26 protein-coding genes are annotated in these 26,431 nt (G+C 69.6%); 13 read left to right on the top strand and 13 right to left on the bottom strand.

Annotated elements, in window-relative coordinates; all coding sequences use genetic code 11:
• Window positions 1-7: 7 nt before the first annotated feature.
• The gene (locus tag DW306_RS03705) at window positions 8-970 is read right to left on the bottom strand and encodes a ribokinase (protein WP_136054297.1); all 963 of its coding nucleotides are present in this window, start codon (window positions 968-970) and stop codon (window positions 8-10) included.
• 93 nt (window positions 971-1,063) lie between these two features.
• On the opposite strand from DW306_RS03705, the gene DW306_RS03700 reads away from it, so the two are divergent.
• Entirely contained in the window at window positions 1,064-1,747 is a 684-nt protein-coding gene (locus tag DW306_RS03700; protein ID WP_136054296.1) for a transaldolase family protein, read from the top strand.
• Window positions 1,748-1,763: 16 nt separating this feature from the next.
• Here the strand turns inward: DW306_RS03700 and DW306_RS03695 are convergent, their stop codons facing one another.
• Entirely contained in the window at window positions 1,764-2,441 is a 678-nt protein-coding gene (locus DW306_RS03695; protein WP_136054295.1) for a FadR/GntR family transcriptional regulator, read from the bottom strand.
• A gap of 46 nt (window positions 2,442-2,487) precedes the next feature.
• Between DW306_RS03695 and DW306_RS03690 the strand changes: the two genes are divergently transcribed.
• On the top strand, window positions 2,488-3,453 hold the full coding sequence (locus tag DW306_RS03690) for an amidohydrolase family protein (protein ID WP_136054294.1): 966 nt from the start codon (window positions 2,488-2,490) through the stop codon (window positions 3,451-3,453).
• Between the two features lie 114 nt (window positions 3,454-3,567).
• Here the strand turns inward: DW306_RS03690 and DW306_RS03685 are convergent, their stop codons facing one another.
• The 3 genes from DW306_RS03685 to DW306_RS03675 all read right to left on the bottom strand — a co-directional run bounded on the left by DW306_RS03685 (window position 3,568) and on the right by DW306_RS03675 (window position 6,350).
• The gene (locus tag DW306_RS03685) at window positions 3,568-4,554 is read right to left on the bottom strand and encodes a hypothetical protein (protein ID WP_136054293.1); all 987 of its coding nucleotides are present in this window, start codon (window positions 4,552-4,554) and stop codon (window positions 3,568-3,570) included.
• A gap of 171 nt (window positions 4,555-4,725) precedes the next feature.
• Window positions 4,726-5,493: an SDR family oxidoreductase gene (locus DW306_RS03680; protein WP_136054292.1), complete on the bottom strand. Its 768-nt coding sequence runs from the start codon at window positions 5,491-5,493 to the stop codon at window positions 4,726-4,728.
• A complete protein-coding gene (locus DW306_RS03675) occupies window positions 5,490-6,350 on the bottom strand; it encodes a fumarylacetoacetate hydrolase family protein (protein WP_136054291.1) in 861 nt (286 codons plus the stop codon). The genes DW306_RS03680 and DW306_RS03675 overlap by 4 nt, the downstream gene beginning before the upstream one ends.
• A gap of 125 nt (window positions 6,351-6,475) precedes the next feature.
• Here DW306_RS03675 and DW306_RS03670 point away from each other — a divergent pair, with 125 nt between their 5' ends.
• Complete coding sequence (locus tag DW306_RS03670; protein ID WP_136054290.1) at window positions 6,476-7,771, top strand: L-fuconate dehydratase; 1,296 nt, start codon at window positions 6,476-6,478, stop codon at window positions 7,769-7,771.
• On the top strand, window positions 7,758-8,723 hold the full coding sequence (locus tag DW306_RS03665) for an aldo/keto reductase (RefSeq protein WP_136054289.1): 966 nt from the start codon (window positions 7,758-7,760) through the stop codon (window positions 8,721-8,723). Before DW306_RS03670 ends, DW306_RS03665 begins: the two co-directional genes overlap by 14 nt.
• A 24-nt stretch (window positions 8,724-8,747) precedes the next feature.
• Here DW306_RS03665 and DW306_RS03660 read toward each other — a convergent pair whose 3' ends face one another.
• Entirely contained in the window at window positions 8,748-9,749 is a 1,002-nt protein-coding gene (locus tag DW306_RS03660) for a LacI family DNA-binding transcriptional regulator (RefSeq protein WP_136054288.1), read from the bottom strand.
• Between the two features lie 169 nt (window positions 9,750-9,918).
• Here DW306_RS03660 and DW306_RS03655 point away from each other — a divergent pair, with 169 nt between their 5' ends.
• The 4 genes from DW306_RS03655 (at window position 9,919) to DW306_RS03640 (ending at window position 14,626) form a co-directional block, all read left to right on the top strand.
• A complete protein-coding gene (locus DW306_RS03655) occupies window positions 9,919-10,788 on the top strand; it encodes a sugar phosphate isomerase/epimerase family protein (RefSeq protein WP_136054316.1) in 870 nt (289 codons plus the stop codon).
• Between the two features lie 198 nt (window positions 10,789-10,986).
• Window positions 10,987-12,492 (top strand): sugar ABC transporter ATP-binding protein, encoded by a 1,506-nt coding sequence (locus DW306_RS03650; RefSeq protein ID WP_136054287.1) that lies wholly within the window; start codon window positions 10,987-10,989, stop codon window positions 12,490-12,492.
• Window positions 12,489-13,523 carry an ABC transporter permease gene (locus tag DW306_RS03645; RefSeq protein WP_205814090.1) on the top strand — a complete coding sequence of 345 codons (1,035 nt, stop codon included), beginning with the start codon at window positions 12,489-12,491 and terminating at the stop codon, window positions 13,521-13,523. Before DW306_RS03650 ends, DW306_RS03645 begins: the two co-directional genes overlap by 4 nt.
• Window positions 13,524-13,624: 101 nt before the next feature.
• Window positions 13,625-14,626 (top strand): ABC transporter substrate-binding protein, encoded by a 1,002-nt coding sequence (locus DW306_RS03640; RefSeq protein ID WP_136054286.1) that lies wholly within the window; start codon window positions 13,625-13,627, stop codon window positions 14,624-14,626.
• 81 nt (window positions 14,627-14,707) lie between these two features.
• Here DW306_RS03640 and DW306_RS03635 read toward each other — a convergent pair whose 3' ends face one another.
• From DW306_RS03635 to DW306_RS03605, 7 genes are all read right to left on the bottom strand, one after another.
• On the bottom strand, window positions 14,708-15,004 hold the full coding sequence (locus DW306_RS03635; protein WP_136054285.1) for a putative quinol monooxygenase: 297 nt from the start codon (window positions 15,002-15,004) through the stop codon (window positions 14,708-14,710).
• A 117-nt stretch (window positions 15,005-15,121) separates the two neighbouring features.
• Window positions 15,122-16,090, bottom strand: a complete 969-nt coding sequence (locus DW306_RS03630; protein ID WP_136054284.1) for an aryldialkylphosphatase — start codon at window positions 16,088-16,090, stop codon at window positions 15,122-15,124.
• Entirely contained in the window at window positions 16,090-17,049 is a 960-nt protein-coding gene (locus DW306_RS03625; protein ID WP_136054283.1) for a shikimate dehydrogenase, read from the bottom strand. Before DW306_RS03625 ends, DW306_RS03630 begins: the two co-directional genes overlap by 1 nt.
• 8 nt (window positions 17,050-17,057) lie before the next feature.
• Window positions 17,058-18,011 (bottom strand): NAD(P)-dependent oxidoreductase, encoded by a 954-nt coding sequence (locus DW306_RS03620; protein ID WP_240747043.1) that lies wholly within the window; start codon window positions 18,009-18,011, stop codon window positions 17,058-17,060.
• A complete protein-coding gene (gene xylB / locus DW306_RS03615) occupies window positions 18,011-19,501 on the bottom strand; it encodes a xylulokinase (RefSeq protein WP_136054282.1) in 1,491 nt (496 codons plus the stop codon). Before xylB ends, DW306_RS03620 begins: the two co-directional genes overlap by 1 nt.
• A gap of 8 nt (window positions 19,502-19,509) precedes the next feature.
• Window positions 19,510-20,085, bottom strand: a complete 576-nt coding sequence (locus tag DW306_RS03610; protein ID WP_136054281.1) for a glucose-6-phosphate isomerase family protein — start codon at window positions 20,083-20,085, stop codon at window positions 19,510-19,512.
• Window positions 20,086-20,243: 158 nt separating this feature from the next.
• On the bottom strand, window positions 20,244-20,780 hold the full coding sequence (locus DW306_RS03605; protein WP_136054280.1) for a CGNR zinc finger domain-containing protein: 537 nt from the start codon (window positions 20,778-20,780) through the stop codon (window positions 20,244-20,246).
• A gap of 39 nt (window positions 20,781-20,819) precedes the next feature.
• On the opposite strand from DW306_RS03605, the gene DW306_RS03600 reads away from it, so the two are divergent.
• The 5 genes from DW306_RS03600 to DW306_RS03580 all read left to right on the top strand — a co-directional run bounded on the left by DW306_RS03600 (window position 20,820) and on the right by DW306_RS03580 (window position 26,362).
• The gene (locus DW306_RS03600; protein ID WP_136054279.1) at window positions 20,820-21,812 is read left to right on the top strand and encodes a DMT family transporter; all 993 of its coding nucleotides are present in this window, start codon (window positions 20,820-20,822) and stop codon (window positions 21,810-21,812) included.
• A gap of 260 nt (window positions 21,813-22,072) precedes the next feature.
• Window positions 22,073-22,732 carry a GntR family transcriptional regulator gene (locus DW306_RS03595; protein WP_136054278.1) on the top strand — a complete coding sequence of 220 codons (660 nt, stop codon included), beginning with the start codon at window positions 22,073-22,075 and terminating at the stop codon, window positions 22,730-22,732.
• Entirely contained in the window at window positions 22,729-24,255 is a 1,527-nt protein-coding gene (locus DW306_RS03590) for an MmgE/PrpD family protein (RefSeq protein WP_136054277.1), read from the top strand. The genes DW306_RS03595 and DW306_RS03590 overlap by 4 nt, the downstream gene beginning before the upstream one ends.
• Window positions 24,255-25,169, top strand: a complete 915-nt coding sequence (prpB, locus tag DW306_RS03585) for a methylisocitrate lyase (RefSeq protein ID WP_136054276.1) — start codon at window positions 24,255-24,257, stop codon at window positions 25,167-25,169. The genes DW306_RS03590 and prpB overlap by 1 nt, the downstream gene beginning before the upstream one ends.
• A gap of 2 nt (window positions 25,170-25,171) precedes the next feature.
• Entirely contained in the window at window positions 25,172-26,362 is a 1,191-nt protein-coding gene (locus DW306_RS03580) for a bifunctional 2-methylcitrate synthase/citrate synthase (RefSeq protein ID WP_136054275.1), read from the top strand.
• Window positions 26,363-26,431: the final 69 nt, after the last annotated feature.

Below are 26,431 nucleotides of genomic sequence, written 5' to 3'. Positions count from 1 at the left end.
GGCCGACTCAGTGGACGGCGGGCGCCGATTCCCGCTCCGCCAGGAAGGCGTCGACATCGGCTCGGTGCGGCAGGCTCGGCGAAGCGCCCTGCTTGGTCACGGTCAGCGCGCCGGCCGCGGTGGCGAGGCGCACGGCCTCGGTCAGCGTGCTGCCGTTCGCGAGGGCGGCGCCGAGGTAGCCGGCGTAGGCGTCTCCGGCGGCCGTCGTGTCGACCGCCTCGACGGGGAACGGCGGGACGATCGTCGCGCCCTCGCCGGTCACGACGCAGGAGCCCTGCCCCGCGAGCGTGATGACCGCGGCGCCGACTCCCTGCCGGAGGAACCAGAGGCCGGCGAGCTCTGCCGACGCGGCATCCGTCACCTCGATGCCGCTGATCAGCGTGGCCTCGGTCTCGTTCGGCGTGACGATGTCGACGCTCTGCCAGATCTCGGGCGGGAGCTCGGCCGCCGGGGCCGGGTCGAGGATCACGGTCATGTCGTGCTCGCGCCCGCGTGCGGTGATGTGGGCCGTGAGAGCGGACGGCGTCTCGAGCTGCGTCAGGAGGACGGACGTCGTCGGGGCGAGGGCGCCGAGGGCCGCGTCGATCTGCTCGGTGCTCAGCGCGGCGTTGGCGAGCGGGACCATCACGATGTCGTTCTGCGCCGAGGCGTCGACACGGATGTGCGCGATGCCGGTCGGGCCGGGGACGGTGCGCAGGTGGGTGAGATCGACACCCGCCTCGCCGAGGCCGTCGACCACGAGGTCGTGGAAGAGGTCGTCGCCGACGCAGCCGACGAAGCTCGTGCGAGCGCCGGAGCGACCTGCGGCCACCGCCTGGTTGGCGCCCTTGCCGCCGAGCATCAGCGTGAACTCGTCGCCGAGGATCGTCTCGCCGCGAGCCGGCAGTCGACGTGAGAAGGTGGTCACATCGGCAGTGACGCTGCCGACGATGACGACGCCGGAGCGATCTCCTGGTTCTGCGGGGGTCATGGCACTCCTGATCCTCTTTGACTCACGTCTGCGGCTGTCATTACATTAGCCGAAGCCGAACCTGTAACGACAGGTTCCGACCCTGGAGAACCGATGACCGCGATCGCCCCCCGTCTGTATGTCGACAGCGCCGACGTCGACCGCGTATCGCGGCTCCTCGCCGGAGGCATCGTGCACGGCGTGACGACGAATCCGACCATCCTCGAGCGCGGGGGCCGGACTGCTGCCGATATCCCCGACCTCTACGCGCGCTGGGTGTCCGAGGGGGCGCAGGAGGTCTTCTTCCAGACCTGGGGCAGTGACACCGCAGCCATGCTGCGCAATGCCGAGGGCATCCGTGCGCTGGGCGATCGGGTGGCGGTGAAGGTGCCGGCGACGACAGACGGTTTCGCCGCGGCATCCGCCCTCGTCCGCGATGGCGCCTCGGTTCTCGTCACGGCCGTGTACGGGGTCGCGCAGGCGCTCGCGGCCGCGAGCATCGGTGTGCAGTACATCGCGCCGTACCTCGGACGGATGCGCGACGCGGCCGCCGTGACGGGCTTCTCGGGCCCGGGTGCGGAGGACGTCATCGCGCGGATGCAGGACGTGTGCATCGGCAGCGGCACCAACGTGCTCGCGGCATCGCTGCGCTCCCCGGAGGACATCGTGGGCCTGCGGATGCTGGGTGTGCCCTACTTCACGGCTGCTCCCGACGTGATCGAGCGGATGCTCACGCACGAGGTGAGCGACAGCTCGGCCGCCGAGTTCGATGCCGCCATGGAGCGCCTCGGGGCCTGACCGGTCCGGAGGATGGTCAGGCGGATGCCGCCTGACGCAGCCACCGCTCGACGCCCGCGATGTGGGCTGTCGTCAGCGAGGTCGCCAGGGCCGAGTCGTGCTGCGCGATGGCCTCGGCGATCGCCTGGTGCTCAGACAGGGTGCGCTCCACGGCGCCGCCCTCGGTGAGGCCGCGCCACACGCGGGCCCGCACGGTCTGGCTGCTGAGGTGCTCGATCAGGCTCGCGAGGTAGGCGTTCCCCGCCATCCGGACGATGTCGCGGTGGAAGCGGATGTCGTGCTCCACGAGCTCCTCGATCGTGACGGACGCGTCGATCCCGTCGATCTCGGCGACCAGCTCCGCGATCGCCTCTTCGGTCCCGAGGGTCGCGGCGAGGCCGGTCGCCTGGGATTCCAGCATCCGTCGCACCGCGAAGATCTCGAGCATCGAGTCGTCGTCGTGCATGTCGACGACGAACGAGATCGCCTCGAGCAGCAGATGCGGCTCCAGGCTCGTCACGTAGGTGCCGTCGCCGCGGCGCACGTCGAGCACGCGGATCACCTCGAGCGCCTTCACGGCCTCGCGCATCGAGTTGCGGGACAGGCCCAGCCGGTCGGACAGCTCCTTCTCGGGAGGGAGCCGATCGCCGGGCGAGAGCTCACCCGATACGATCATCGCCTTGATCTTCTCGATCGCCTCGTCGGTGACAGCCATGGCGTCATCCTAGCGATTGATCGGATGTCTGAGGCAGGATGGACGCATGCGCGTCATCGATTCACATCTGCACCTGTGGGATCCGGATGTCCTCGAGTACACCTGGCTCGAGGGGCCGTACGACGCCCGGTTCGCCGAGGCCGAGATCGAACGCGACCGGCTGGGCGGGGTCGCCGAGGAGAAAGCCGTCTTCGTGCAGGCCGAGACCGCCGAGGACCGCTTCCTCGATGAGGTGCGCTGGGTCTCGGAGCTGGCCGCGCGGGTCGGCGTGCTCGCGATCGTGGCGGGCGTGCGCCTCGACCGCGGAGTCGACACGATCACGCACCTCGACGAGCTCGCCGCCCATCCGCTCGTCGTCGGAGTGCGGCACAACCTGCAGAACGAGGAGGACGGGCTCGCCGTCTCGACGGCCTTCGTCACCGGAGCGCGCGAGGTCGCCGCCCGCGGATGGACCTTCGACGCCTGCGTGCGGTCGACGCAGCTGCCCGACGTCGCCCGCCTCGCCGGAGCGATCCCCGAGCTGCGCATGGTGCTCGATCACCTCGGCAAACCCGAGGTCGGCACGGCGGATGCCCCGCGCACGCCGTCGGTGGAATGGGTGCGGGACCTCGACGAGCTGGCACGGCATCCGCAGGTCTTCTGCAAGCTGTCCGGTCTGCCGGCCGAGGCTTCGGGCAACTGGAGCCGGGAGCAGCTCGAACCGTTCCTCGACGTGGCCGCCGACGCGTTCGGCGTGGAGCGACTGATGTGGGGGAGCGACTGGCCGGTGTCGGTGATCGGCCCCGCAGAGCACGGAGACCCGCACGCGCCCGCGGATGGCTCCGCCACCTACCAGCCGACCGCACGCACCCGCTGGCTCGACGTCATCGTCGCCTGGGCCGAGGCACGCGGGCACGACCTCGACGCGATACTCTGGGCGAACGCCGAGAGCTTCTACGGGGCCGGCGCCGTGGCCGACGACGCCGACGACACCCCGCGCCGCGGCATCCTGGGCTGGCTGCGCGGGGAGTGACGATCTCGCGGTTCCGGTCGCCATTGTTGCCGCCGGCATCCGTTCCGGTCGCGATGGATGCCGCCTCCGCGACGAAATGGCGACAGAAAGTGCGACCGGAGCAACGCTGAACGGTCAGCGCGCCGACTTCGCGGCCGCGATCGCTCCGCGGATGCGTCGGATCAGCTCCTCGGGTCGAGCGAAAAGCGCGCTGGTGACCTCGATGACCGTCCACCCGGCGGCGCGCAGGCCCGCGATCCGCTCGACATCCTCCGCGTACCGCGAGGCGTGCAGCATGCTCTGGTACTCGATCGCCAGCTTCCATTGCGGATAAGCGAGATCAGCGCAGCCGAGGAAGCGTCCCTCGGGCGTGTAGATGTCGAGGTTGAGGTCCGGCTCGGGGAGCCCAGCCCAGACGATGCGGCAGCGCAGTTGCGATTCCCGCGCCGACCATGAGTCCTCCCGGATGAGGTTCACCGCTTCCCGCAAACGCGGGGCACCGACCCGCCGGGCGCCGTCCACCGCCTCGCGCAGTCGGTCGATCGTCGCATACGGCTGCCTGCCGGCATCGGGCCGCCCGTAGCCGATCCGCCAGGCGCGGCAGAAGTAGTCCCCGAGCGTCACCAGATCGATCAGCTTCCATTCGCCGAGCGTGGCGAACGTCGACGCGGGAGTCGAGACGGTGAGTCCCGGTGGCCGAGCAAGTCGTATGGTGCCGCGGCGATCCCGGTGCGCGCGCACACCGTCGGCCCGAACCAGCGGCCCGTCGCCGAGCGTCGTGACGTGCACAGGGAGACTGCGCCCGTCTGCCGGTTTCCCGTCGAGCAGTGTCAACGGCAGCGGACCGCCCCACAGAGCGACGGCGCTCTCATGACTCAGGAACTGGCCTTCGCGCAGCCGAGGCGCATATTCGTAGGCGCGCGCAAGACGTCCGATGCGCTGCCGCTCGAACGGATCGAGATCGTCGGGTGCGACATCTCGGCGGCTTCTCACCCGCACCCCGTGGAACGGCGCCTCGAGATCCGCTCGGCGCAGTCGGCCGGAGGCGACACCGGCGTTGCGAGCCTGTTGCACGGTGAAACGCGGGCCGAGATGGGCGGGCAGCGGGCGAGGACGGGTCATCGCCTCACGATGGCAGTTTTGCGGGAAGTGCCGCTTCTGCTTTCCACAGGTCCGGAGCCGCGCGCGCAGGAAGGATCGCGGGAGTTCCGGTCGCAATGGATGCCGTCATTCGGCCTCCGAGGCGACCGAAAGTGCGACCGGAACCCGGGGGACGGATGCTGCGACCGACCGCTACTGGGGGCGCACGCGGAGGCGAGCCATGCCGCCGTCGACCTCGATGGCGGTGCCTGTCGTCGAACCGGCCGCGGGGCTGACCAGGTAGGCGACGGCGGCGGCGACCTCGTCGGGGCTGACCAGGCGCCCGTGCGGCTGGCGAGCCTCGAGCGCGGCACGCTCCGCCGCAGGATCGGATGCCGCGTCGAGCAGCCGTCCGACCCACGGGGTGTCGGCCGTGCCCGGATTGACGGCGTTCACGCGGATGCCCTCACTCAGGTGGTCGGCGGCCATGGCACGGGTGAGTGCCGACACCGCTCCCTTGGATGCGGTGTAGAGCGCCCGTTGCTGCAGGCCGGTCGTCGAGGCGATGGATGCCGTGTTGCAGATCGCGGGCGACGGCGACTTCCGCAACCAGGGCAGTGCCGCCGAGGTCACGCGCGCGATGCCGGTCACGTTGATCGACAGGACGCGCGCCCACTCGTCGTCGTTGTTCGCGGAGACGTCTCCGGTGGCACCGATTCCGGCGTTGTTGACGACGATGTCGATGCGGCCGAACTGCTCGGCCACGGCCGCGACGGCGGCATCCACGCTCGCGCGGTCCGACACGTCGGCCGTGAACGCCGCGAAGGCGGCATCCGCTCCCGAGGTGTCGCGGTCGAGCACGGCGATCTGCGCGCCGTCGGCATGCAGACGCTGCGCGATCGCGGCGCCGATGCCGGAGGCTCCGCCGGTGACGATCGCGACGAGTCCTTGAATCGGTCCCTGAGCCTGACGAAGGGTCATTTCTGTGCCTCCCATGCCACGAACTCCTGACGCTGTCGGCCGAGGCCGTCGATCTCGACCTCGACGACGTCGCCCGCCGCGAGGTAGGGGAAGTTGCCCGAGAGCGCGACGCCCTGCGGGGTTCCGGTGAGGATGAGGTCGCCCGGCTCGAGGGTCACGTACTGCGACAGGTGGTGCACGATGTGCTCGACCGAGAAGATCATGTCGCTCGTGTTCGAGTCCTGCCGCGGCTCGCCGTTCACGAAGCTGCGCAGACCGAGGGCGTGGTGGTCGACCTCGTCAGGGGTGACCAGCCACGGCCCGGTCGGGTTGAATCCCGGTGCGATCTTGCCCTTCGACCACTGCCCGCCCGACACCTCGATCTGGAATGCGCGCTCGGAGACGTCGTTGGCCACCACGAATCCGGCCACGTGCGCCATCGACTCCTCGGGGGAGTCGAGGTAGGCGGCGCGGGCGCCGATCACGATGCCGAGCTCGACCTCCCAGTCGGTCTTCTCGCTGCCGCGGGGGATGGTGACCGCGTCGTTCGGGCCGACGACCGTGTTCGGGGTCTTCAGGAAGATGATCGGGATGGTCGGCGGCTGCGACCCCGATTCGGCCGCGTGCGCGGCGTAGTTCATGCCGACGCAGATCACGGCGCTCGGCCGGGCGATCGGGGCGCCGATGCGGAGAGCCGCGGCATCCGTGAGCTCCGGAAGCTCACCGGCGTCGCGCGCGGCGGAGACGCGCGCGGCGAAGTCGCCGGCGAGGAAATCCCCGTTCACATCGGATGTCACGGAGCGGAGGTCGAGATAGCGGTCGCCCTCCACGAGGACGGGGATCTCGGATCCTGGGGTGCCCAGCCGCGCGAACTTCATGATTCTCCTGATCGGTCGGATGGCCGCTTCAGCGCGGCCTGTCTCGTTGACAGTATAGACATCCGATGTTTACACTCCAAGAGATCCGCGCGAAGAAGACACCTCGCGCATGGAGAGGAATCCCCGTGAGCCGCATCGTCGCCCTCGACACCACCGACATCCGCTTCCCCACGTCGCTCAGCCTCGACGGTTCGGATGCGATGAATCCCGACCCCGACTACTCGGCCGCGTACGTGATCGTGCGGACGGATGCTGAGGACGGCATCGAGGGCCACGCCTTCGTCTTCACGATCGGCCGCGGCAACGACGTGCAGGTCGCCGGCATCGACGCCCTCGCCGGCCACCTCGTCGGACGCGAGCTCGAGCCGCTCCTCGACGACATGGGCGGCACGTTCCGCGACATCATCGGCGACTCGCAGCTGCGCTGGCTCGGACCCGAGAAGGGCGTCATGCACATGGCCATCGGCGCGGTCATCAACGCGCTGTGGGACATCAAGGCCAAGCGTGCGGGGCTGCCGCTCTGGCAGCTGCTGGCGCGGATGACGCCGGAGGAGCTCGTCGACCTGGTCGACTTCCGCTACCTCACCAACGCCCTCACCCGCGAGGACGCCCTCGAGATCCTCCGAGCCGCCGAGCCGGGCCGAGCGGAGCGCGAGCAGCAGCTGCTCTCCACCGGCTACCCGGGATACACGACGAGTCCCGGATGGCTCGGCTACTCCGACGAGAAGCTCGAGCGTCTCGCCCGCGAGGCGATGGCCGACGGCTTCACCCAGATCAAGCTCAAGGTCGGCGCCGACCTCGACGACGACATCCGCCGGTTCCGCAAGGCCCGCGAGGTGTGCGGACCCGACTTCCCGATCGCGATCGACGCGAACCAGCGCTGGGAGGTGTCGGAGGCCATCGAGTGGGTGAACGCCCTCGCCGAGTTCCACCCCGCGTGGATCGAGGAGCCGACGAGCCCCGACGATGTGCTCGGCCACGCCGAGATCGCCCGGGGAGTGGCGCCCATCCGCGTCGCGACCGGCGAGCACGCGCAGAACCGCGTCATCTTCAAGCAGCTGCTGCAGGCCGAGGCGATCTCGGTGATGCAGATCGATGCGGTGCGCGTCGCGGGCGTGAACGAGAACATCGCCAACCTGCTGCTCGCCGCGAAGTTCGGCGTGCCGGTCTGCCCGCACGCCGGCGGCGTCGGACTGTGCGAGGCCGTGCAGCACCTCTCGATGTTCGACTTCGTCGCCGTCACCGGCACCCGCGAGGGGCGCATGATCGAGTTCGTCGATCATCTGCACGAGCACTTCGTCGTGCCGACCGACATCCAGGGCGGCTCATACATGCCCCCGACGCAGCCGGGCGCCGGCATGGAGATGAAGGCCGACAGTATCGCGACCTACACCTGGACGGGCGCGCATGTCGTCGCCTGAGCGCCTGACCGTCCCGCCCCTGGGCTACGGGGCGGCGAACGTCGGCAACCTCTTCCGCGCGCTCTCCGACGAGGAGGCGTGGGCTGTGCTCGACGCGGCGTGGGAGAGCGGCATCCGCTACTACGACACGGCCCCGCACTACGGGCTCGGCCTGTCCGAGCGACGACTCGGCGCCTTCTTGCAGACGAAGCCGCGAGACGAGTACGTGCTGTCGACCAAGGCCGGACGGCTGCTGCGCCCGAACCCCGCGTACGCCGGCGGCCTCGACACCGAGAACGCCTTCCATGTGCCCGACGACGTCCAGCGCGTGTGGGACTTCTCGGCAGACGGCATCCGCGCCAGCCTCGACGAGTCGCGCGAGCGCCTCGGCATCGAGCGCATCGACCTGCTGTACCTGCACGACCCGGAGCGGCACGACCTCGACCTCGCGCTCGCCGAGGCCTTCCCCGCGCTCGAGCGGCTGCGCGCCGACGGCGAGGTCACGGCGATCGGCATCGGCTCGATGGTGTCGGATGCTCTGGCCGCGGCCGTCCGCAGCGCCGACCTCGACCTGATCATGGTCGCCGGCCGCTACACGCTCCTCGAACAGCCCGCCGCCGTCGACGTCCTGCCCGCGTGCGTCGAGACCGGGACCGGGATCGTCGCGGCATCCGTCTTCAACTCCGGACTGCTCGCTGCGAACGAGCCCCGTCGCGACGGCCGCTACGAGTACGGTGAGCTGCCCGACGAGCTGTGGGACCGGCTCGTGCGGATCGCCGCGGTCTGCGCCGACCACGGGGTGCCGCTGCCGGCGGCCGCCGTGCAGTTCCCCCTGCAGGCGTCCGGCGTGCGCTCGGTCGTCGTGGGCGGGAGCCGCCCGGAGCAGCTGCGGCAGAACGCCGAGTACGCCGCCCTGTCGATCCCGGAGGAGCTCTGGGAGAACCTCGCCGCCGACGGGCTGATCCCGGCCTGAGCGTGCGGTGACGGCTCGGCGCTCTCAGCGCCCGATCGTCGACTCGCGCACGATGAGTTCGGCGGGGAACGGGGTCGTGGCGGGCGGGGCGGCCGTCGGATCGGCGAGCTGCTGCAGCAACGCGGCTCCGGCGGCGCGCCCGATCTCGTAGCCCGGTTGGCGCACGCTCGTCAGCGGCACGACGCTCTGATGCGCCTGGTCCACGTCGTCGAAGCCGACCAGGGCGATCTCCTCGGGCACGCGGATGCCGTGGCGCAGCAGCTGCGTGAGCACCCCGAGCGCCACCATGTCGTTCGCGGCGAACACGGCATCCGGGCGTTCCTCCGCGGGCAGGGCGATGATCTGCTCGGCGGCGTGCAGTCCGTCTTCGGTCGCGAGGTGCGGCACGTCGACCACGGTGATCGTCGCGGGGCCGTTCGCGACGGCATCCTGCAGGCCGGCCAGGCGATCGTTCGACTGGCTGACGGTGGAGCTGCCGAAGAACGCGATGCGCCGTCGACCGAGCGAGAGCAGGTGCTCGCCGGCGAGCCGGCCGCCTCCGCGGTCGTCGAACAGCACCGACGCGACGGTGGCGGAGTCCCGGATGGGACCGACGACGACCGAGCGGATGCCGCGCTCGGCCAGGCGCTCGAGGCGGGGTACCACATCGCCGAGCGGGTAGATCACGATCCCCTGCACCCGGTGCGCTTCGAACATGTCGATGTTGCGCAGCTCCTGGGCGCCGTCACGGTTGCTGTTGCTGAAGAACAGCGACCAGCCGCCTTCGCGGGTGACGTCCTCGACGCCGCGGGAGAGCTCGTTGAAGTAGGGCAGCCAGGCGTCGAGGAGGATGAGTGCGAGGGCCTTGCTCGAGCCGGCGCGCAGCTGCCGGGCAGACTCGTTCGGCACGAACCCGAGCTGCTCGATGGCGGCCTCGACGCGCTTCCGGCTCGCGGCGCCGAGCACATGCGGGTGGTTGAGGTAGTTCGAGACGGTCGAGGAGGACACCCCGGCGAGGGCGGCGACGTCTTTGACGCTCGCGGGCATCGGGCTCCTCGTTCCGGTTCGGGGACACCAGGCTATCGGGAGAATTGGCACGTGCCAACAAAACTCTTGACTTTCCTCCGTCGACCCACGTAGCGTGACTCGAACGTCGACTTGGCACGTGCCAACTCGACGAGGCGACGGTGCCGCACACCCGCCTGCGAGAGGCCTCATGAACATCGGCTGCCACGGGCTCGTCTGGACCGGGAACTTCGATGCCGACGGCATCCGTCTCGCTGTGGAGAAGACGAAGCAGGCGGGCTTCGACCTGATCGAGTTCCCGCTGATGGATCCCTTCTCCTTCGATGTGGCGGCCGCGAAGGAAGCCCTCGAGGAGCACGATCTCGCTGTCAGCGCCTCGCTCGGATTGTCGGACGCGACCGACGTCACGAGCTCCGACCCCGAGATCGCGGCGGCTGGGGAGGCGCTGCTGATCCGGGCGGTGGACGTGCTCGCCGCCGTGGGCGGCGAGCACTTCTGCGGCGTGATCTACAGCGCCATGAAGAAGTACATGGAGCCCGCGACGCCGGAGGGGCTGGCGAGCAGTCGGGCGGTCATCGGCCGCGTGGCGGACCGCGCCGCCGAACGAGGGATCTCGGTCTCGCTCGAGGTCGTCAACCGCTACGAGACCAACGTGCTGAACACGGCGCGACAGGCGCTCGGCTACCTCGCGGAGGTGGACCGGCCCAACCTCGGCGTGCACCTCGACACGTACCACATGAACATCGAAGAGTCGGATATGTTCGCACCGGTCCTCGACGCCGCTCCGGCTCTGCGCTACGTGCACATCGGCGAGAGCCACCGCGGCTACCTCGGCACGGGCACGGTCGACTTCGACACGTTCTTCAAGGCCCTCGGCCGGATCGGCTACGACGGTCCGATCGTCTTCGAGTCGTTCTCGTCGGCCGTCGTCGCTCCCGATCTCAGTCGCATGCTGGGCATCTGGCGCAACCTGTGGACCGACAACGACGAGCTCGGGGCGCACGCGAACGCGTACATCCGCGACAAGCTCGTCGCGGTCGATTCCATCCGACTCCATTGACGCGAGGCACTGACGCGCGGCATCCGTGATCGGAGGAAAGATCAAGATGTCATTACAGGTCTTCCGCTCACGCGGTTGGTTAGATACATTTAGATACAACTTGCGCGGATGATGCGCAGGCCGCAGAATTGATCCGATGTTTACTGCGGCCGGCCGCATCGGAACCGCAACACGACCTTCAAGGAAGCAGGTGAGCACATGACTGAGCCCATTCTCAGAGTGGAGGGGATCAGCAAGGGATTCCCCGGTGTGCAGGCGCTGAAAGACGTGCACATGGAGGTGCGTGCCGGCGAAGTGCTGGTGCTCGTCGGAGAGAACGGCGCGGGCAAGTCGACGCTGATGAAGATCCTCTCCGGGATCTACACCAAGGACGAGGGCACCATCACGTTCGAGGGTCGGGAGGTGGAGCTCACGAGCCCGCTGCAGGCCCAGGAGCTCGGCATCACGATCATCCATCAGGAGCTCAACCTGATGCCCGACCTCACCGTCGCGCAGAACATCTTCGTAGGCCGCGAGCCGACTTCCGGCCCGTTCCTCTCCGAGCGCAAGCTCAACGCGCAGACCGCGGAGCTGCTGAAGCGACTCGACATCCACCTCGAACCGCGTCAGCTCGTCGGCGAGCTCACGGTGGCCGAGCAGCAGATGGTCGAGATCGCGAAGGCGCTGTCGTTCAACGCCAAGGTGCTGATCATGGACGAGCCGACGTCGGCCCTCACCGACACCGAGGTCGAGACGCTGTTCGTGCTGATCGAGCAGCTCAAGGCGAGCGGCACCGGCATCGTCTACATCTCCCACCGCATGGACGAGCTCCGCCGCCTCGCCGACCGGGTCACCGTGCTCCGCGACGGCACATACATCGGATCACTCGACCGCGCGGATGTCACCATCCCCAAGATCATCGAGATGATGGTCGGCCGCGTGATCGACGAGGGCACCCGCCCCGTGGCGCGCGAGCACATCAACGATCCGGTCGTGCTCGACGTGCAGGGGCTGTCGACGCGGAACCTGCTCAAGGACGTCTCCTTCCAGCTGCACCGCGGCGAGATCCTCGGCTTCGCCGGGCTCATGGGCGCCGGGCGCACCGAGACCGCTCGCGCCGTCATCGGCGCCGATCACCGCGACGGCGGCACGATCTCCGTCAGCGGCCGACCGGTGCGCATCGCCCAGCCCGCGGATGCCGTCAAGCACGGCGTCGGCTACCTCTCCGAGGACCGGAAGCTCCTCGGACTGATGCTCGAGCAGGACGTCACCTTCAACACGGTGCTCGCGTCGCTCGGCTCGTACGCCAACGGCATCGGCTGGATGGGCGACAACAAGGCGAAGAACCGCACCAAGGAGTACGTCCAGCAGCTGCGGGTCAAGACGCCCTCGGTGAACCAGGTCGTCAAGCTGCTCTCCGGAGGGAACCAGCAGAAGGTCGTCATCGCCCGGTGGCTGATGCGCGACTGCGACATCCTCATCTTCGACGAGCCGACCCGAGGCATCGACGTCGGCGCGAAGGAAGAGATCTACCGCCTCATGCAGCAGCTCGCCGAGGCGGGCAAGTCCATCATCGTCATCTCATCGGAGCTCCCGGAGATCCTCCGCGTCGCGAACCGCATCGCGGTCTTCGCGAACGGACGCATCACCGGAACGCTCCGCAACGAGGAAGCCAGCCAGGAGAAGATCATGCAACTCGCAGCCCACGGGGAGGAAGACGAATGAGCACCCCACAGAAGACCGGATCGTCGACGACGACGATCATCCAGACGGCCGTCGACGAGAACACCGACAAGCGCGACGTCGTCGGGTTCCTCAAGCGTCAGGTGCAGCAGTCGCTGGCGTTCGGAACCCTCATCGTGCTGCTGATCTTCTTCACGATCGCCAGCCCGAACTTCTTCACCTTCAGCAACATCGCCACGGTGCTGCTCTCGACCGCGGTCATCGGCATCCTCGCCCTCGGCACGACGTTCGTGATCATCACCGGCGGCATCGACCTGTCGATCGGCACCGGCATGGCGCTGTGCGCCGTGATGACCGGCGTCATCGTCACCAACATGGGGCTCCCGGTCTGGGTCGGCGTCATCGGCGGCGTGCTGACCGGTGTGCTGATGGGACTCGTGAACGGCGTGAACATCACGTTCCTGCGACTCCCTCCGTTCATCGCCACCCTGGCGATGATGATGATCGCCGGCGGTCTCGCCCTCGTGATCTCCAACGTCGCGCCGATCTACTTCTCGACCTCGGCGCCGGACTTCAAGAAGATCGCGCTCGGCGTGATCATCCCCGGCATCCCGAACGCCGTGCTGATCACCGCGGCTCTCGCGGTCGTGGCCTGGCTCGTGCTGTCGAAGACGCTGCTCGGCCGGTACACGTTCGCGATCGGCTCCAATGAGGAGGCCACCCGCCTCTCCGGCGTCAACACCCGCCGCTGGACGATCCTCATCTACATGTTCGCGGGGGCCTTCACCGGCGTCGCGGGAATCGTGATCGCCTCCCGCCTCGACTCGGCGCAGCCGCAGATCGGCATGGGCTACGAACTGCAGGCCATCGCGGCCGTGATCATCGGCGGCACCTCGCTGCTCGGCGGCCGCGGGTCGATCCTCGGCACCGTCATCGGCGCGCTCATCATGAGCGTGCTCGTCAACGGCCTGCGCATCCTGTCGATCCAGACCGAATGGCAGAACATCGTCGTCGGCGTGGTCGTGCTGCTCGCCGTGTTCCTCGACTCGCTGCGCAACCGCCAGCGGACCTGACACCCGCGCGTCCCGACGCGCCTCTCCCGACTCAACTGAATACGCACCAAGCAGTCCACCGCCGGCCCTGGCCGGTACCCACAGAGAACAATGGAGTTTCCATGAAATTCGGCAAGAAGACCGCATTCGCGGCACTCGTGGCAGCATCCGCGTTGGTGTTCGCCGGCTGCGCCGGCGGCGGTGACGTGATCGAAGAAGGCAGCGGCGGCGACGCCGGCGGCGGCGATGGAGAGATGTACATCGCCCTGGTCTCGAAGGGCTTCCAGCACCAGTTCTGGCAGGCCGTGAAGAAGGGCGCCGAGCAGAAGGCCGAAGAGCTCGGTGTCCGCATCACGTTCGAAGGCCCCGCGGCCGAGACCGAGATCGCGCAGCAGCTCGAGATGCTGACCGCGGCGATCGACAAGAACCCGAACGCCATCGCCTACGCCGCCCTCGACCCCGAGGCGTGCGTCGCCCCGCTCGAGCAGGCGAAGTCGAAGGACATCCCGGTCGTCTACTTCGACGCTCCCTGCAACGGCGACGTCGGGCTGAGCCTCTCCGCGACCGACAGCAAGGTCGCGGGTGCCCTGGCCGCAGAGCACATGGCCGATCTGATCGGCGGTGAGGGCCAGGTCGCGATCGTGGGCCACTCGCAGATCAACTCGACCGGTGTCGAGCGTCGTGACGGCTTCGTCGAGAAGATGGAGGCCGACTACCCCGACATCGAGATCGTCGACATCCAGTACGGCGACGGCGACCACCTGAAGTCGGCCGACATCGCGAAGACGCTGATCGCGGCGCACCCCGACCTCAAGGGCATCTACGGCACCAACGAGGGCTCCGCCATCGGCGTCGTCAACGCGGTGAACGAGCTCGGCCTCGAGAAGGGCAAGATCACGATCGTCGGCTTCGACTCCGGCGCTGCGCAGATCAACGCGATCAAGGACGGCACGATGGCCGGCGCCATCACGCAGGACCCGATCGGCATCGGCGAACAGGTCGTGCAGGCGGCGTACGACGCGGCCAACGGCGACTCGGTGGAGGAGTTCTACGACACCGGTTCGTACTGGTACGACAAGTCCAACCTCGAAGACCCGAAGATCGCCGCAGTCCTCTACGAGTGACCTGCCGAGATCGACGGAAGCCCCTCACCTTCGGGTGGGGGGCTTCTTCGTGTGCGGGGCGCGCGGTTCAGGCGGGAGCAGTCAGACGCGCTGGAGGAAGGTGAGCTGCGACGCGGGTTCGACGATCAGCGTCTGCAGCTCGGCATTGAAGGGGACGCCGGCGGGAGCCGACAGATGCGCCTGGAAGGCCTCGTCGTCGCGGTAGACCTCGTACACGAAGAACCGATCGGGGTCGTCGACGAGGCGGGTGGCGTCGAACATGATCGTGCCCTCCTCGGCGCGCACGACCTCGGCGAAGTCGTGGAGCAGCCCGGCGACGCGGTCGGCCTGCCCGGGCTGCGCGGTGAAGGTCGCGTGCAGGATGGTCGGTTCGGTCATGGGGGCTCCTCGGGTGGATGCGGTTCGGGCGGAGATCTCGTCGTCGGGCGGATGCTGTGGGGTCCAGTCTCCTCCCACGGGAGAGAACTCCTCCCGACGGCGGGCGGATGCCGCGACTCAGGCCGAGAGCGCGAGCAGGCGGGCGGGGTTGGCGACCAGCATCCGGTCGACGGCGTCCTCGCCGACGAGGTCGCGCAGTCGCGGCAGGTAGCGCTCGCCCAGGTAGGCGAGTCCCGGCATCCCTCCGTACGCGATATATCGGCTGCGCCGCGCGACGTCGCCGCCCAGTAAGACACGGTCTCCGGCGCCGCGCTCGACGACGGAGGCCGTCAGCACGAGCAGCTCGGCATCCGAGCGCGTTCGCGGCCGTGCGAAGCCGTCGTACCCGAGGTACGCGCCGCGTTCGGCGAGCGAGACGTGCAGCCCCGGATCCGGATCGCGGTCGGCGTGCGCGAGCACCACGCGGTCGGAGGCCACGCCCTCGGCCCCCAGCAGATCGAGCACCTCGTGCGCGGCGGTGCAGAATTCGAGGTGCACCATCACGGGCGCACCGGTCTCGCGGTGGGCCGCCGCGACCGCGAGCAGGGTCGTGCGCTCGAAGGGGCTGATGCGCCAGTAGTCGGCTCCGCCCTTCAGCATCCCGGCGCGCACGGGGATGCCGCCCGGAGCCACGGCCGCCTGCACCTCCGGCGTCTCGAACACGGCGGCGTCGGACTCCGGCATCCCTCGGGTGATGTCCGAGACGAACAGCGCCGCCAGACGATCCGCGCTCCAGACCTGCATCGGGTGGTCGGCGCCGTAGTGCGCCTCGCGGTGCCGGCCCGTGGTCGCGACGATGTGCAGGCCGGTCGCCGTGCTGATCCGTGCCAGGGCGGCGGGATCGCGGGCGAGGCCGAACGGGGTCGCGTCGACCATCGTCGCGAAGCCGCTCCCCTTGAGGAGCCCGGCCTCCGCCCCCGAGGCCGCCTCGTCGTCGAGCTCGTCACCGGGCAGCAGCGGCGACACCTGGAACAGGTGCTCGTGGTAGTTCACGCGCCCGAGTGCCGCCGGCTCGACGTCGCCGAGCACCGTGCGGACGACGGGCATCAGCGCACCGACTCCGCGGCCTCGGCGAGCTGCTCGACCACGTCGGGGGTGAGGTCGAGCTCGAACACGTCGGCCACCACCTGCGACCAGCCGTGGATGAAGTAGCGCCAGCCGTCGACGACGTGCAACGGCTGCTCGGCCGCCTGCGCCCGCGCCTGGTGGAGGAACTCGAGCGATCCGCGGTAGTTGAACTCCCACGCGTACGCGCCCTCGGGGAACACGACCGCGTCGGTCAGCGGAGAGCCCGGGCGGTCCTTGCCGAGCCCCGTGGCGTTCGCGATCACTGACCCGGCGGGGGCTGCCGCGACCACGGCATCCGCGTCTTCCGGCGTCTCGGTGACCACGTAGTCGATCAGTCCCTCGCGCGTGCCGTGCTGGCGGTGCACCTCGCGCAGGTGGTCGAGCTTGTCCTGCGAGCGTGCCGTCACGGTGATGCGGGCGGGCGCGTCGGCGCGCTCCGCGAGCGCCCAGCTGAGGGCCGTCCCCGAGCCGCCGGCCCCGAGGATGACGACCTCGGCTCCCGTGCGGGCGAAGTGGTCCGCGGGCAGGAAGTCGTTCAGCGCCAGGTCGACCGTGATCGGATCCTTCGCCCGGCCCGACAGCAGCGGACCGCGCTTCGAGATGCTCGAGATCTCGGCGCACGACACCGCGAACGGGTCGAGTTCGTCGAAGAGATCGGATGCCGCCGCGTACACGTTCATCTTGTGCGTGGTGACGAGGGCGCCGCGGTGGTGCGGGTCGTCGCGGATCTGCTCGACCATCGCGCGGTACTGCGCCGGGTCGGCGTCCATCGGCAGGTCGTGGCCGATCAGGGTGCGGGTCGGGAGGCCCAGGATGTCGGCCCAGAGCGGGAACACCTTCATGATCGACGACGACGCGGTCGTGACGCCGACGAAGCCCATGTAGTCGGCCTGTGTCGTCGCGGGGGCGACAGGATCTGTGGTGAGGGACGAGGTCATCGGGTCTCCTAGCGGGCGATCACGGGGTGGGCGGGCTCGGCGCCCTTGAGCACGGCGATCACGTCGTCGAGCGAGAGCGAACCCATGTTGTCGACGGCCTGCGTGGTCTGCGCGCCGAGATGCGGGGTGACGATCACCCGGTCGGCGAGGACCGGATCGAGCAGCGGGCTGGCCTGAGCGGCGGTGTCGCCGTCGAGCGTATCGGCGGCGTAGGCGGACAGGATGCCGTCGCGCAGAGCCTCCGCGAGCGCGGACTCGTCGACGAGATCGCCGCGGGCGGTGTTCACCAGGGCGGTGCCGCGACGCATGTGGGCGAGGCGCCCCGCGTCGACGAGCAGCTGGCCCCCCGGGGCGTGCAGAGTGATGACGTCGGCGACGCGGAACAGCTCGTCGACGTCGATCGGCTCCGCACCGTTCGCGCGGATCAGCTCCGCCGACAGGAAGGGGTCGGCGGCGACGACGCGCGGACCGAATCCGCTCAGGCGCTTTGCGACGCCCTGGCCGATGCGGCCGAAGCCCACGATGCCGACGACGGCCGCTCCCAGTTCGCGTCCGCGACGCACGCCCCAATCGCCGTCGCGGACACGGCGGTCGCCGTCGGGGACGAAGCGCAGTGCGGCCAGCATGAGACCTGTGGCGTGGTCGGCGACGGCATCCGCGTTGGCGCCGGGAGTGTTCGTGACCGGGATGCCGCGACGCCGGGCCGCCTCCAGATCGACGGCCTCGGTGCCGACGCCGTACCGGGCGATGACTTTCAGCTTCGGCGCCGCATCGAGGTGCGCGTCGGTGATCGGCCCGGTGCCGGCGATCCACGCGTCGGCGCCGTGCAGCAGCGAGCGCAGCTCGTCGAGGTCGTGGTGGGCGGGTCCGCGCAGGATGCGGTGCCCCGCCTGTGCGGCCCGTGCGACGAGGTCGAGGTCGCCGTCGGAGAACGACCGGCTCGTGACGAGGATCACGCCCATCAGCTCGGCCGCCCCGCGAACCAGGGGGCGAGCGCGGTGTACGCGTCGGTGAAGCGGGCGTGGCGCTCCGCATACACGGCGTGACGCCCGGCATCCGGCGTGAACTCGGCGGTGACCTCGCTGAGCGCGCGCGCGGCCGAGAAGTCGGCGAGCCCGAGACCCACCGCACCCGTGATCGCCGCGCCGAGGCTGTTCGCCTCTTCGACGATCGTGCGCCGGCGGACCGGCACGCCCCAGACGTCGGCGAGCACCGACAGGTACACGTCGCTCTGCGCGCCCCCGCCGACGGCGTCGATGCGATCGATCACGGCGCCGGACGCGCGGAACGCCTGGATGCAGGTGAGCAGGTTGTACGCCGTGCCCTCGAGCACCGCCCGCACCAGGTGCTCCCGGGTGTGGTGGCGTGCGATGCCGACGAAGGCGCCACGAGCGTCGGGGTCCCACAGCGGAGAGCGCTCGCCGAGCAGGTAGGGGAGGAAGTAGAGGTCGTCGGTGTCGACGTCGCCCGAGGCCTCGGCGATCAGGCGACCGGTCTCGGGGTGGGCGGGGTCGGGGGAGAGGGCTTCGGCGATCCACTGCACGGAGGCGCCACCCGCCTGCATCGTCGCGGTCGGGACGAACGAGCCCGGCACGACGTTGTCGAACGTGAAGGTGCGCATCGCCGGGTCGTGCAGCGGCTGATCCGCGGCGAACGAGATCCACGATGAGGTGCCGAGGCAGACGTAGGCGCCGTCCTCGGGAGCGACCACGCCGGAGCCGACGGCGGCCATCGGACCGTCGCCGCCGCCCATGACCACGCGCACGCTCGTCGGCAGTCCGAGAGCTTCGGCGGCGGCATCCGTCAGCGCTCCCGCGATCGCGGTCGAGTCGAGGATCTCAGGGAACAGGGCGGGGTCGAGGCGTGCCGCCTGCAGCACCTCGTGCGACCAGGTGCCGGTGGCCTGATCGTAGGCGTTGGTGCCCGAGGCGTCGGAGCGGTCGGTCGCGAGGCGTCCGGTGAGGCGCAGCACGATGAAGTCCTTCGCCACGCACACCCGGCGCACGCGCGCCCACGTCTCGGGCTCGTTGTCGCGCACCCACATGACCTTCTCGAGGGAGTAGGTCGGGTTGAGTCGGTGCCCGAGGATCCCGTACGCATGCTCGGCGCCCAGAGCGGCTTCGAGCTCGCGCTGCTGAGCGCCGGCACGGGTATCGGCCCAGATGATGGCGGGACGCGCCGGCTCTCCGTCGGCGTCGAGCAGCACCGCGCCCATCATCTGCCCGCTGACGACGAGGCCGGCGACATCGGCCGGGGCGGTCTCGGTGCGGGCGATCAGGTCGCGGGTCGCGGCGACGACCGCGTTCCACCAGTCGTGCGGATCCTGCTCGGCGATGCCGCCCGCGGCGAAGTGCGCGGGGTAGGGAACGGTGACCGAGGCGACGAGACGGCCGTCGTCGTGGTGGAGAGACGCCTTGTTGCCGGTGGTTCCGAGGTCGTGCGCGATCAGCATGGTCGGGCCTATCCGGCGTAGGGGCGCAGGTCGACGCCCTCTGCCGCGCGGTAGGCGCGCGAGCCCATGCCGTGCTCCAGCACCCAGCTGTAGTCGTGCCCGGCACCGCCGGGGTAGACGGCCAGGAACGCGTAGGGCTCGTCGCCCGTGTTGACCGAGCGGTGCGCCCAGCCCGGCGGGATGTAGCCGATGGTCCCGGGCAGCATGTCGAGCCATTCGGTGCGCTCGCCGTCGAACATGAGCAGTCCGCCGCGGCCCTTCAGCGCGAGGTAGATCTCGCCCTGGTGGTTCGGATGCTGGTGCCCCTTGGTCATCCACAGCTCGCCGGACGTGTCGCCCGGCATGATCGTGGTGATCGACTGGGGGAGTTCGCGGTCGATCTCGGGCACGGGGGAGCTGACGACGGTGTAGACGACCGGGTTCTCGCCCTGTGCGGCGGCAGCCCAGGCGTCGGCGTCGAGGAAGAGGCCTTCGAGGTCGGACATCCGCCGGGTGAGGGTCGGCCCCTCCGGGGAGAGCGTGAGCTTCTCCGCATCGAAGGCGATCGCCAGGGGAGAGATCGGCGGGGTGTGGAACTCGGGCATCGGTGCTCCTTGCGAGGATGCTGCGGCGCTGCGCAACCTGTAATGACAAGTTGAGTGTACCTGTGATGACAGGTTCGCGTCCAGGGCACGCTGCGCATCCGCGCACGGCGCGGTGCGCGGGTGGGTGGTGCGAGGGCGGAGGCGCGGATGCCGGGGCGTCAGGCCTCGGAGCGGCGGGCGCGGTACGCGGCGACCGCGTTGCGGTTGGCGCAGGTCGCCGAGCAGTAGCGCTTCGAGCGATTGCGCGAGAGGTCGAGGGCGAGCGCCTCGCAGGTGTCGTCGTCGCAGACGGTGATGCGGGAGCCCTCGTCGGCGCGGATGACGTCGATCAGGGCCATCGCCGTCTCGATCAGCACGCGTTCGGCGAGAGGGTTGTCGTCGGCGACCGCGTGCAGGTGCCAGTCCGTGTCATCGTGCCGGACGAGGTGCGGGGTGAGCGTGCTCTCGTCGAGCGCGTCGTTCACTCGGATCACCATGTCGTCGCGGGATGCGAGGAGCATGGCGCGCAGTCGCGGCCGCAGCGCCTGGAGGGAGGCCAGCTCCGCCTCGTCCCGGTCGATGCGCCCGGTATACGGGAACTCCGTGAGGAACCCCTCGTAGTCGGCGAGGTCGGCCAGTGTCTCGGGATCCTCCGCCGAGTTCACGAGCCAGACGGCCGAGCGGAGGGCCTCTTCCGTGTCATCGGTGAAGATCATGTTGACATCTTACATCCGATGCGCGTAGCGTCACATCCCATGAGCACTGTGACCAATGACGTCTCGCTGGGTGCGCGCAACGTCCGCCTCGGGCTGCCGCTCGCGATCGGCGCCGCCTTCGCCTTCGGGATGTCCGGCGGATGGGCTCGAGGTCTCATCGATGCGGGTTGGACGCCCGGCGCCGCGGTCACCGCACGCATCTGGGTCGCAGCTCTGGTGCTGCTGATCCCGACCATCCTGTCGTTGCGCGGTCGCTGGGGTCTGCTCCGGAAGAACGCCGGCATGATCGCCGCCTACGGACTCCTCGCCGTGACGGCCACGCAGCTCTTCTACTTCCAGGCGGTGGCCGTGATGGATGTCGGCATCGCGCTGCTCATCGAGTACACGGCGCCGGTCGCGGTGATCCTCTGGCTCTGGGTCCGTCGCGGCGAGCGGCCGAGTCGGCGCAGCGTGCTCGGCGCGGCGATCGCCTTCGTCGGCCTCGTGCTCATGCTCGACATCCTCACGGGGGCGACGGTGAACGGCGCCGGCATCCTCTGGGCTCTCGGAGCCATGGTCGGCGCGGCGGCGTACTTCGTGCTGTCGGCCCGTGCCGACACCGGGCTCCCTCCGCTGGCGCTGGCCGGCAGCGGCCTGCTGCTCGGGGCCGTCGGTCTGACCATCGCGGGCGCCGTCGGCGTGCTGCCGATCGCCTGGAGCACCGACGACATCGCCTACCGATTCGGCAGCCTGCCGTGGTTCGTGCCGGTGCTCGCGATGGGAGTGCTCGCGACGGCGGTCGCGTACTTCCTCGGCATCGCCTCGACCCGGATGCTGGGATCGCGCCTCGCCTCCTTCGTCGCGCTCGCCGAGGTCGTGGCCGCCCTGCTGTTCGGGTGGCTGCTGCTCGGACAGGTGCCCGGCCCACTGCAGGCCCTCGGCGGCGCGCTCGTGCTCGCCGGTGTCGTCGTGGTGAAGCTCGGCGAGCCGGTGCCGCCCGCCCCCGCCGAGTTCGTCGAGCCCCTGCCGGATGCCTCCGCCGCTCGTCCGTGATCGGCAGCCGCGCGGCATCCGCTCGGTGATTCGCCGTCATCCGCCCGCCGGTTCGGAGGAGATCTGCACTCGGGAGGGCGGATCGCGCCCGATCGGACCTCCGAAGCGCTGATCTCCTCCGAAGCGACGGAGCCGCCGGCCTCGACCGCAGGCTCATGCTTTCAGCGTGGCCGCGGTACCGGACGCGACGAATGTATACGAGGGAATACTCTCGGACGTGACGCGGGCTGTGATATCCCGTTTATGTATACACTGGGGGAATGAGCCTCTCCGTCGAGCGCACGTCCGCGAGTGATCGCGCATATATGGCTCTGCTCGACGGCATCCAATCCGGTGATCTCCCGTCGGGTGCCGTGCTCGGCGAGGTCGAACAGGCGGCCCGACTCGGAGTCAGCCGCACCCCCATGCGCGAGGCGCTCCGCCGCCTGATCGCCGACGGCCTCGTCGTGCAGCAGTCGCCCCGGGTCACCGTCGTGGCGGACCTGGATGCCGACGACATCCGCTCCCTGTTCGAGATCCGCCGCGCGCTCGAGGAGACCTCCGCCCGTCTCGCCGCGACCCGCGGCGATGCCGCGCTGTTCGCCGCGCTCGCCGACGAGTTCGCCCATGTCGATCTCACCGCCGCCGAAGGGCGTGACGCCTACTACGCACTCATCGCCCGCTTCGACGCGGCGCTCGACGCGGCCGTCGCCAACGACTACATCGCCTCCGCCCTCCGCACCGTGCGCACCCACCTCGTGCGCGTGCGGCGGATGGCGCGCGACAAGCCGGCGCGGCTCGCGGCATCCGCCGCCGAGCACCGCACCATCGCGCAGGCGCTCGCCGCCCGCGACGGCGACCTCGCCGCCCACGCCACGCATGTGCACCTGCACAACGCGCTCACCGGCATCCTCGAGACCCTGAACGAAGGACAGAAATGACCGTCACGCACCACGTCCGCGTCCACCGCAGCGACGAGAACCTCGCCCGCGAAGAACAGCTCGCCTGGAAGATCGCCGAGGTCGCCGCCGACCCGGTCGAGGTCGAGCAGCCCGTCGTCGACATGATCATCAACCGCATCATCGACAACGCCTCCGTCGCCGCGGCATCCCTCACCCGTGCGCCGATCGACGCGGCCCGTGCACAGGCGTTCAGCCACCCGGTCTCCACCGGCGGCGTCGGGGCCAACCTTTTCGGCGCCGCGCTCGACCGCCGCACGAGCCCCGAGTGGGCGGCCTGGGCGAACGGCGTCGCCGTGCGCGAGCTCGACTACCACGACACGTTCCTCGCCGCGGAGTACTCGCACCCGGGAGACAACATCCCGCCGATCCTCGCCGTCGCACAGCACACCGGCAAGGACGGCCGGGCACTCGTGCGCGGCATCGCCACCGGCTACGAGATCCAGATGGACCTCGTGCGCGCGATCTGCCTGCACAAGCACAAGATCGACCACGTCGCGCACCTCGGCCCGTCGGCAGCGGCCGGCATCGGCACGCTCCTCGGCCTCGACGTCGAGACGATCTATCAGGCGGTCGGTCAAGGCCTGCACACCACCACCGCCACGCGGCAGAGCCGCAAGGGCGAGATCTCGACATGGAAGGCGCACGCCCCGGCCTTCGCCGGCAAGATGGCCGTCGAGGCGGTCGACCGGGCGATGCGCGGGCAGACCAGCCCCGCGCCGATCTACGAAGGCGAAGACGGCGTGATCGCCTGGATGCTCGACGGCAAGGACGCCGCCTACGAGGTGCCGCTGCCCGCGGCCGGCGAGCCGAAGCGCGCGATCCTCGACTCGTACACGAAGGAGCACTCGGCCGAGTACCAGGCGCAGGCCTGGATCGACCTCGCCCGCAAGCTCGGCACCGAGAACCCGGCGCTGCGCGACCCCGCGAACATCGCCTCGATCGTGCTGCACACCAGCCACCACACCCACTACGTGATCGGCTCGGGGGCGAACGACCCGCAGAAGTACGACCCGACGGCATCGCGCGAGACGCTCGACCACTCCATCCCGTACATCTTCGCCGTCGCGCTGCAGGACGGCGGCTGGCACCACGTCGACTCCTACGCCCCGGCGCGCGCGGCACGCCCCGACACCGTCGAGCTGTGGCACAAGATCACCACGGCCGAGGATGCCGAGTGGACTCGCCGCTACCACTCCGAGGACCCCGACGTGAAGGCGTTCGGTGGCCGCGTCGAGTTCCAGCTGACCGACGGGACGACCGTGGTCGACGAGATCGCAGTGGCCGACGCGCACCCGCTCGGCGCCCGGCCGTTCGCGCGCGAGAACTACATCGCGAAGTTCCGGCTGCTCGCAGAGCCCGTGCTCGAGCCCGCCGAGATCGAGCGCTTCCTCGCGCTCGTGCAGCGCCTTCCCGAGCTGACCGCCGCCGAGGTCGGCGAGCTGTCGATCGTCGCGAAGGCCGGGTTGCTCGAGGGCGCCGACGCGCCGAAGGGGCTGTTCTGATGCTGTACTCGACCACGACCCCCGCCGAGAAGCGGCGCCTCTTCCGCGAGCGGCTCGCGAGCGGCGAGCTGCTGCGCTTCCCCGGAGCGTTCAACCCGCTGAGCGCCCGGCTCATCGAGCAGAAGGGCTTCGACGGGGTCTACATCTCCGGCGCGGTGCTCGCCGCCGACCTCGGCCTGCCCGACATCGGCCTCACCACGCTGACCGAGGTCGCCGGTCGTGCGAAGCAGATCGCCCGCATGACCGAGCTCCCCGCGATCGTCGATGCCGATACGGGCTTCGGCGAGCCGATGAACGTGGCCCGCACGATCCAGGAGCTCGAGGATGCCGGACTCGCCGGCACCCACATCGAGGACCAGATCAACCCGAAGCGCTGCGGTCACCTCGACGGCAAGAGCGTCGTCGACGAGAACACCGCGATCAAACGCATCCGCGCCGCCGCCGACGCCCGTCGCGACCCGAACTTCCTCCTCATGGCGCGCACCGACATCCGCGCGATCGAAGGACTGGATGCCGCGATCGACCGCGCCAAGGCGCTGGTGGATGCCGGAGCGGATGCCGTTTTCCCCGAGGCCATGCGCTCCCTCGCCGAATTCGAGGCGATGGCGAACGCGCTCGACGTGCCGATCCTCGCGAACATGACGGAGTTCGGCAAGAGCGAGCTGTTCTCGACCGACCAGCTGAGGGATGCCGGCGTCGCTCTCGTCATCTGGCCGGTGTCGCTCCTGCGCATCTCGATGGGGGCATCCGGGCGCGCACTGGATACTCTGAACGCAGAGGGGCATCTGACCTCGAAGCTCGGCGAGATGCAGCACCGCGCCGATCTCTACGACCTCATCGACTACGAGTCCTACAACCACTTCGACTCGGGCGTCTTCAACTTCACGATCGAGCGGGAACCCACGAAGGAGTGACCATGACCGAGCCGGACATCAAGAAGGGCCTCGCAGGCGTCGTCGTCGACACGACGGCGGTCTCGAAGGTCAACCCTGAGACGAACAGCCTGCTCTACCGCGGCTACCCCGTGCAGGAGCTGGCCGCCACGCAGCCCTTCGAGGCCGTGGCCTATCTGCTCTGGAACGGCGAGCTGCCGACTCCCGAGGAGCTGGCCGCGTTCCGGCTGACCGAGCGCACGCACCGCGCGCTCTCGCCCGTCGTCAAGGACGCGATCGACCGGCTGCCGCTGGACTCCCATCCGATGGATGAGGTGCGCACGGCCGTGAGCGTGATCGGCGCGATCGAGACCGCCGGCATCGCCAACGTGCTCGATGCGGTGGGCACGCCCGAGGAGAACCTCGAGCGCAGCCTCACCCTGTTCGCCGCCCTCCCGGCGATCGTGTCGTACGGCCAGCGTCGCCGTCGCGGCCTGGAGCCGGTCGAGCCCCGCGACGACCTCGACTACGCCGCCAACTTCCTCTGGCTCACGTTCGGCGAGGAGCCCGACCCCGTGGTGGTCGACGCCTTCAACCGCTCGATGATCCTCTATGCAGAGCACTCGTTCAACGCCTCGACGTTCACGGCCCGCGTGATCACCTCGACGCTCAGCGACCTGTACTCGGCCGTCGTGGGAGCCATCGGCGCCCTCAAGGGTCCGCTGCACGGCGGCGCGAACGAGGCCGTCATGCACATCTTCGACGAGATCGGCACGGCCGACCAGGTCGAGGCCTGGCTCGACAAAGCGCTCGCCGAGAAGCGCAAGATCATGGGCTTCGGGCACCGGGTGTACAAGCGCGGCGACTCGCGGGTGCCGACCATGAAGGTCGCGCTCGACTCGCTCGTCGCGCACTACGACAAGCCGGCTGTCGGCGAGCTGTACGAGAAGCTCGAGAGCGAGTTCGTCGAGCGCAAGGGCATCTACCCGAACCTCGACTACCCCTCGGGGCCGGCCTACAACCTCATCGGCTTCGACACGCTCACGTTCACGCCGCTGTTCGTCGCGGCGAGGATCACCGGCTGGACCGCGCACATCATCGAGCAGCAGTCCTCGAACGCCCTGATCCGCCCGCTGTCGGCGTACGACGGTCCGGACGAGCGGCACATCGACGAGTACGAGCCCGACACTGCGGCGATCGACGTGCTCGAGCGGCCGGAGGAGGCCGCCGGCTGAGCCGCCGGCTGCGACGGCTTCCCTAGCGCGGCATCCGTCTCTCGGTCAACCCTGTGCATCGGGCCGGCC

This window comes from Microbacterium sp. K24, from assembly GCF_004794465.1.
In the GTDB taxonomy this organism is placed as follows: domain Bacteria; phylum Actinomycetota; class Actinomycetes; order Actinomycetales; family Microbacteriaceae; genus Microbacterium.
The sequence above is the reverse complement of the archived record's forward strand: the minus strand, read 5'-3'. Positions and strand labels throughout refer to the sequence as shown.

Bases quoted from the DNA above. Each gene is read 5' to 3' on its own strand.
- DW306_RS03705 (WP_136054297.1), bottom strand. From the start codon at position 970: ATGACCCCCGCAGAACCAGGAGATCGCTCCGGCGTCGTCATCGTCGGC.
- DW306_RS03700 (WP_136054296.1), top strand. From the start codon at position 1,064: ATGACCGCGATCGCCCCCCGTCTGTATGTCGACAGCGCCGACGTCGAC.
- DW306_RS03695 (WP_136054295.1), bottom strand. From the start codon at position 2,441: ATGGCTGTCACCGACGAGGCGATCGAGAAGATCAAGGCGATGATCGTA.
- DW306_RS03690 (WP_136054294.1), top strand. From the start codon at position 2,488: ATGCGCGTCATCGATTCACATCTGCACCTGTGGGATCCGGATGTCCTC.
- DW306_RS03685 (WP_136054293.1), bottom strand. From the start codon at position 4,554: ATGACCCGTCCTCGCCCGCTGCCCGCCCATCTCGGCCCGCGTTTCACC.
- DW306_RS03680 (WP_136054292.1), bottom strand. From the start codon at position 5,493: ATGACCCTTCGTCAGGCTCAGGGACCGATTCAAGGACTCGTCGCGATC.
- DW306_RS03675 (WP_136054291.1), bottom strand. From the start codon at position 6,350: ATGAAGTTCGCGCGGCTGGGCACCCCAGGATCCGAGATCCCCGTCCTC.
- DW306_RS03665 (WP_136054289.1), top strand. From the start codon at position 7,758: ATGTCGTCGCCTGAGCGCCTGACCGTCCCGCCCCTGGGCTACGGGGCG.
- DW306_RS03660 (WP_136054288.1), bottom strand. From the start codon at position 9,749: ATGCCCGCGAGCGTCAAAGACGTCGCCGCCCTCGCCGGGGTGTCCTCC.
- DW306_RS03655 (WP_136054316.1), top strand. From the start codon at position 9,919: ATGAACATCGGCTGCCACGGGCTCGTCTGGACCGGGAACTTCGATGCC.
- DW306_RS03650 (WP_136054287.1), top strand. From the start codon at position 10,987: ATGACTGAGCCCATTCTCAGAGTGGAGGGGATCAGCAAGGGATTCCCC.
- DW306_RS03645 (WP_205814090.1), top strand. From the start codon at position 12,489: ATGAGCACCCCACAGAAGACCGGATCGTCGACGACGACGATCATCCAG.
- DW306_RS03640 (WP_136054286.1), top strand. From the start codon at position 13,625: ATGAAATTCGGCAAGAAGACCGCATTCGCGGCACTCGTGGCAGCATCC.
- DW306_RS03635 (WP_136054285.1), bottom strand. From the start codon at position 15,004: ATGACCGAACCGACCATCCTGCACGCGACCTTCACCGCGCAGCCCGGG.
- DW306_RS03630 (WP_136054284.1), bottom strand. From the start codon at position 16,090: ATGCCCGTCGTCCGCACGGTGCTCGGCGACGTCGAGCCGGCGGCACTC.
- DW306_RS03625 (WP_136054283.1), bottom strand. From the start codon at position 17,049: ATGACCTCGTCCCTCACCACAGATCCTGTCGCCCCCGCGACGACACAG.
- DW306_RS03620 (WP_240747043.1), bottom strand. From the start codon at position 18,011: ATGGGCGTGATCCTCGTCACGAGCCGGTCGTTCTCCGACGGCGACCTC.
- xylB (WP_136054282.1), bottom strand. From the start codon at position 19,501: ATGCTGATCGCGCACGACCTCGGAACCACCGGCAACAAGGCGTCTCTC.
- DW306_RS03610 (WP_136054281.1), bottom strand. From the start codon at position 20,085: ATGCCCGAGTTCCACACCCCGCCGATCTCTCCCCTGGCGATCGCCTTC.
- DW306_RS03605 (WP_136054280.1), bottom strand. From the start codon at position 20,780: ATGATCTTCACCGATGACACGGAAGAGGCCCTCCGCTCGGCCGTCTGG.
- DW306_RS03600 (WP_136054279.1), top strand. From the start codon at position 20,820: ATGAGCACTGTGACCAATGACGTCTCGCTGGGTGCGCGCAACGTCCGC.
- DW306_RS03595 (WP_136054278.1), top strand. From the start codon at position 22,073: ATGAGCCTCTCCGTCGAGCGCACGTCCGCGAGTGATCGCGCATATATG.
- DW306_RS03590 (WP_136054277.1), top strand. From the start codon at position 22,729: ATGACCGTCACGCACCACGTCCGCGTCCACCGCAGCGACGAGAACCTC.
- prpB (WP_136054276.1), top strand. From the start codon at position 24,255: ATGCTGTACTCGACCACGACCCCCGCCGAGAAGCGGCGCCTCTTCCGC.
- DW306_RS03580 (WP_136054275.1), top strand. From the start codon at position 25,172: ATGACCGAGCCGGACATCAAGAAGGGCCTCGCAGGCGTCGTCGTCGAC.